We start from the raw sequence: 4,113 nt of genomic DNA on the forward strand, positions 1-4,113 counted from the left end.
GCGCAAACGGCAGCTTTGTGACAGTGAATGATAAGACCATCGGCGGCTGGACCTTCTACGTCGGGTCGCAGCCATACCAGGGCTATGCAAAGCGCGGCACAACGATCCGCTATCCGGGCAGCCTGCTGTATAATTATGGAAACTAGGAATATCTAGCACATCGCTGGTCGCGTATTCAGTTGCGATCTTCTGTCGATATGCTCACCACTGGACGCTCGATCCTGTCCAGTGGTGAGCTATTTGCAAACGTGGTCGTCCGCAAACGTGCTATGCACCTCAAACGATCGGTATTCATGACAGACATGGCACACTCGTTCATCCGCAGGCGGTTTGTCGCCGTGAGCGTCGGTCTGGGATTAGCGCTTATCTTGCTCGTTGGCTGCATCCCATCGACGCGCTCTGCGGGAGGCCAGGATCAGCACGAACAGTCGGCAACCGCCACAACGGAGCCATCGCCTCCATCAGACGATACCTGGATACGACAGAGCTACGGCAGCGCCTGGGATATTCGACATCCGGCAGATTGGGAGGTCAATACAGCGGGCCTGATGGAAGGCTTTTTAGGTATCGAGGGAGTTTTCGACGGACGGCGCTATAATGTAAGCTTCACCTATCCGATGATCGAGCCGACAGTCGACTCGGTGGAGACGTGGGTCCAGCAGGAGCTGGCAGCGCTTCCCACGCATCCCGACTTCGAGCGCAGCCTGGAGGATCTGACTGTTGCCGACGTTCCCGCCAGAAAAGTGCTCAACGTCATGGAGGCTCCCGGAGGACCGCTGAGCCATCGGGCATACATCTGGAGGCGCGAGACGAAAAATCCGGCGCTGGTAGTCATCCAGCAAGAAGATAGCATGCCGCCCGACCCTGCGCATATGGAGCAGATCTTCGATCTGCTGCTGGCCGGCATCGCTCCCTAGCGTGGGGTCAGGAGTTTCACGTTCCAAGTTCTTAGTTCCAAGTTCTTGGTTTGGGATTTGTCTCCTGTGTTCACAGTGCGTCTGGGAGAAGCTCTGATTGCGCATCCTGTTCACCTTCGCCGGAGGTAGCGGCCATTTCGTCCCGATGGTCCCGATCGCGCGGGCCGCAGAGGTGGCGGGGCATACCGTGGCCTTCGCCAGCCAACCGGCGATGGTCGCGATGGTCGAGGCCGCCGGGTTTGCGGCCTTCGCCACGGGGGGAGCGACCGTCCCCGACACGCCCGCGCGCTTCCCGCTGCTCAAGCTCGACGCCGAGCGCGAGGATCGCGCGCTCCGCGAGGGCTACGCCACGCGCGTCGCTCGTGAGCGTGCGAGCGCGCTCCTGGCGCTGTGCCCGCAGTGGCAGCCCGATCTTGTGGTCTGCGACGAGATCGACTTCGGCAGCATGGTCGCCGCCGAGCGTCTAGGGCTGCCGTATGCCACAGTGCTGGTTATCGCCGCAGGCTCCTTCGTGCGACACGCCCTGGTTGCCGAGCCGCTGAACACGCTGCGCGCCGAGCATGGCCTGCCACCCGACCCCGATCTGACGATGCTCAGGCGCTATCTCGTGCTGTCGCCCTTCCCGCCCAGCTACCGCGACCCGGCCTTTCCGCTGCCTGCCACGGCTCACACGATCCGCCCGCTTGCGCTCGAAGCTGCGCCGGGCGAATCTGCGCGACCCTGGAGCGAGCATCTGTCGGGCGCGCCAGCGGTCTACTTCACGCTTGGCACGGTGTTCAATATCGAGTCCGGCGATCTCTTTCCACGGGTGCTTGCGGGGCTGCGCGACCTGCCGCTCACCGTGATCGCCACCGTGGGCAACGAGATCGATCCTGCGGAGTTTGGGCCGCAGCCCGCCAATATCCATATCGCGCGGTACATCCCCCAGGCGTCCATCTTACCGCACTGCGATCTGGTCGTCTCGCATGGCGGATCGGGCAGCGTGATCGGCGCGCTGGCGCATGGCCTGCCGATGGTTCTGATCCCGATGGGCGCGGATCAGCCGCTGAACGCGGCCCGCTGTGCCGACCTGGGTGTCGCGCGGGTGCTCGACCCGGTAGATTCGACGCCCGACATGGTGCGCGAGGCGGTTTCCTTGGTGCTGGCAGATCCAGCCTATCGCCGGGCTGCCGAGCGTCTGCGCGATGAGATCGCCGCACAGCCAGCGCCAGCGCATGCGGTGGCGCTGCTCGAACGGCTGGCGCATGCGAAAAGGCCGCTCATCTCAGGGTGAACCAAGGCCATCGGACGCGACCCAGCAGGCCCACCTCGTGCAGCGCTCTTCGAGATCGCGGCGCTCTGAAACAGCACTCCTTCGGTAGCCGTTCCTTCTCCTCAGGTAGTCGTCTCCCCACCCCTACGCTACGCTCGTCCTGTATGATCCACTGCGGAAGGGCCAGGCGGTGTCGCTGCGGCGGCGGTCAGCGCGATGTTGCTGCTGATAGCACCTTTTAGCGATACCTTTCGCATGCGGCTCAGCTACGGCTCAAGCCGCTTCAGCGAGAACGCCGATACTCAGCATAACGGCTTTCGGCTCATAGAAGATAAGGAACCGCTTATGGCAACACATACCAAAGGACGATCTGTGCCGCGCCGCCGCAGATTGGTGCCTGCCTGGCTCTGGCTAGGGCTGGTCGCGCTGCTCGTCGTTGGCGGCGCGACACTGGCCGTGACCGCGCTTCGTGGGCCGTCCGAGGCCCTCGTTCCAGCACACACGACCCACGACTTCGGCACGGTGTCGATGCGTGATGGCCTGATCTCGGCGCAGTTTCCTGTCACCGTGAAAGAGCCGACGCTTATCACCGACGTGAGCTCCAGTTGAACGTGTACACGTGCCCGCCTCGTGCAGGCGGATCGAACATCGGATTGGCTCGGCATGTCACACGCTGGTCCAGGCGCTCCGATCAACGTGGCGCTCACACCCGATACACCGGCGTACGTTGAGGTCAGCATCGACCCGGCGGCGCACGGCCCGGCAGGAGCCGGTCCCTGGACGCGCGTTGTGGCGTTGAAGACGGCGACCGGACAAGACGTGCAGTTCACCTTAAAAGCGCTGGTAACGCAATAATGCAGGCAGGATACGGCGATGAGCAAACGATTAGCGATTGGTGGCGGCGCGGCACTCCTGCTGATCATGAGCGCCTGGCTAGGCTTCGGGGCCTGGAGCGGCAGAGCGGCGGAGCTTGACCCGCTCCTGCGTACGGTTGTGATCGTCGCGCCTGGCGAGCAGCGCCCGACATTGAGCGGAGAGGACATCGCGGTCGATCTTGAAGCCGGAGCGCTGCCGTCCGGCGTGCGGCGCGCTACGGTCCTCTCGGACAAGGATTGCGCCGCCGACGAGCAGGGCGTGTCGCATTGTTTGAACGACCTCAAGATCGGGCGGACGCAGGTTGCCGTGCGGCATCACCACAAGATGATCGACGAGCCGTGCTTCAGCCCGACCGAACAGCTCAACGTGGTCGATGTGGCAACCTACGCCACACTGCGCGCGACGCAGGAGCATCTGTGAACACCTGGAAAACGAAGGACGGTATTCATGTCACTGAAGCGCTATGTGCATATCGGCGCGCTATTGCTGGCGATCACCGCGCTCCTGACAGCCTGCGGTCAATCGGCGACAGCGGAAAAGCCAGGAGTATCTACGGCTGTCGTAGGACGCGAGATGAGCTTCACCCCGGCGCTGGTGACGGCCACGGTCGGCAAACCGATCACGATCGCCTTTACCAACGAGGGAGTGATCGAGCACGACTGGGCGGTGCTCAATCTTCCGGCGCATGATGTGCGGGCGACTGAGGCGGAGGACGGTCACAGCCACGCGGCGCAGCCCGTCAGCAATGCCAGCCCGACCGTCCACGTCGCGGCGCTGCCGGGCAAGCAGAGCGATGTGACCTTTACGCCGGAACGCCCAGGCCGCTACACTATCGTCTGCACGGTGCCCGGCCACAAAGAGGCGGGCATGATGGGCATCCTGACGGTCGTGGAATAAGCTGACCGCGCATCGTGGCCCACTCGCAGCATCCGACACGCAGAGCGGCAGCCCCAACGGGCCGCCGCTCGCTTGCTGTTGCAGCCCGGCACCGGAAACAGATCTTCACCCCGTGAGAAGTGCTGTTTACCTCACGCGGTGCCGTAAGCTGTAGAGTCATGCTACGACGGT

The 4,113-nt window shown here is 63.4% G+C and carries 6 protein-coding genes; all 6 read left to right on the plus strand.

Annotated features, from left to right (window positions below; translation table 11 throughout):
• The first annotated feature begins 293 nt into the window (after positions 1–293).
• The 6 genes from VFZ66_00665 (at position 294) to VFZ66_00690 (ending at position 3,942) form a co-directional block, all read left to right on the plus strand.
• Positions 294–917 carry a hypothetical protein gene (locus VFZ66_00665; GenBank protein HEX6287664.1) on the plus strand — a complete coding sequence of 208 codons (624 nt, stop codon included), beginning with the start codon at positions 294–296 and terminating at the stop codon, positions 915–917.
• A gap of 97 nt (positions 918–1,014) precedes the next feature.
• Positions 1,015–2,190, plus strand: a complete 1,176-nt coding sequence (locus tag VFZ66_00670) for a glycosyltransferase (GenBank protein HEX6287665.1) — start codon at positions 1,015–1,017, stop codon at positions 2,188–2,190.
• A gap of 324 nt (positions 2,191–2,514) precedes the next feature.
• On the plus strand, positions 2,515–2,778 hold the full coding sequence (locus VFZ66_00675; GenBank protein HEX6287666.1) for a hypothetical protein: 264 nt from the start codon (positions 2,515–2,517) through the stop codon (positions 2,776–2,778).
• 54 nt (positions 2,779–2,832) lie between these two features.
• A complete protein-coding gene (locus tag VFZ66_00680) occupies positions 2,833–3,024 on the plus strand; it encodes a hypothetical protein (GenBank protein HEX6287667.1) in 192 nt (63 codons plus the stop codon).
• A gap of 18 nt (positions 3,025–3,042) precedes the next feature.
• Complete coding sequence (locus VFZ66_00685; protein HEX6287668.1) at positions 3,043–3,465, plus strand: hypothetical protein; 423 nt, start codon at positions 3,043–3,045, stop codon at positions 3,463–3,465.
• Positions 3,466–3,492: 27 nt separating this feature from the next.
• The gene (locus tag VFZ66_00690; GenBank protein ID HEX6287669.1) at positions 3,493–3,942 is read left to right on the plus strand and encodes a plastocyanin/azurin family copper-binding protein; all 450 of its coding nucleotides are present in this window, start codon (positions 3,493–3,495) and stop codon (positions 3,940–3,942) included.
• Positions 3,943–4,113: the final 171 nt, after the last annotated feature.

This window comes from Herpetosiphonaceae bacterium, assembly GCA_036374795.1.
Taxonomy (GTDB): domain Bacteria; phylum Chloroflexota; class Chloroflexia; order Chloroflexales; family Kallotenuaceae; genus LB3-1.

What these genes read in the sequence shown, in the direction of transcription:
- VFZ66_00665 (HEX6287664.1), top strand. Translation starts at nt 294, where the DNA reads ATGACAGACATGGCACACTCGTTCATCCGCAGGCGGTTTGTCGCCGTG.
- VFZ66_00685 (HEX6287668.1), top strand. Translation starts at nt 3,043, where the DNA reads ATGAGCAAACGATTAGCGATTGGTGGCGGCGCGGCACTCCTGCTGATC.
- VFZ66_00675 (HEX6287666.1), top strand. Translation starts at nt 2,515, where the DNA reads ATGGCAACACATACCAAAGGACGATCTGTGCCGCGCCGCCGCAGATTG.
- VFZ66_00680 (HEX6287667.1), top strand. Translation starts at nt 2,833, where the DNA reads ATGTCACACGCTGGTCCAGGCGCTCCGATCAACGTGGCGCTCACACCC.
- VFZ66_00690 (HEX6287669.1), top strand. Translation starts at nt 3,493, where the DNA reads ATGTCACTGAAGCGCTATGTGCATATCGGCGCGCTATTGCTGGCGATC.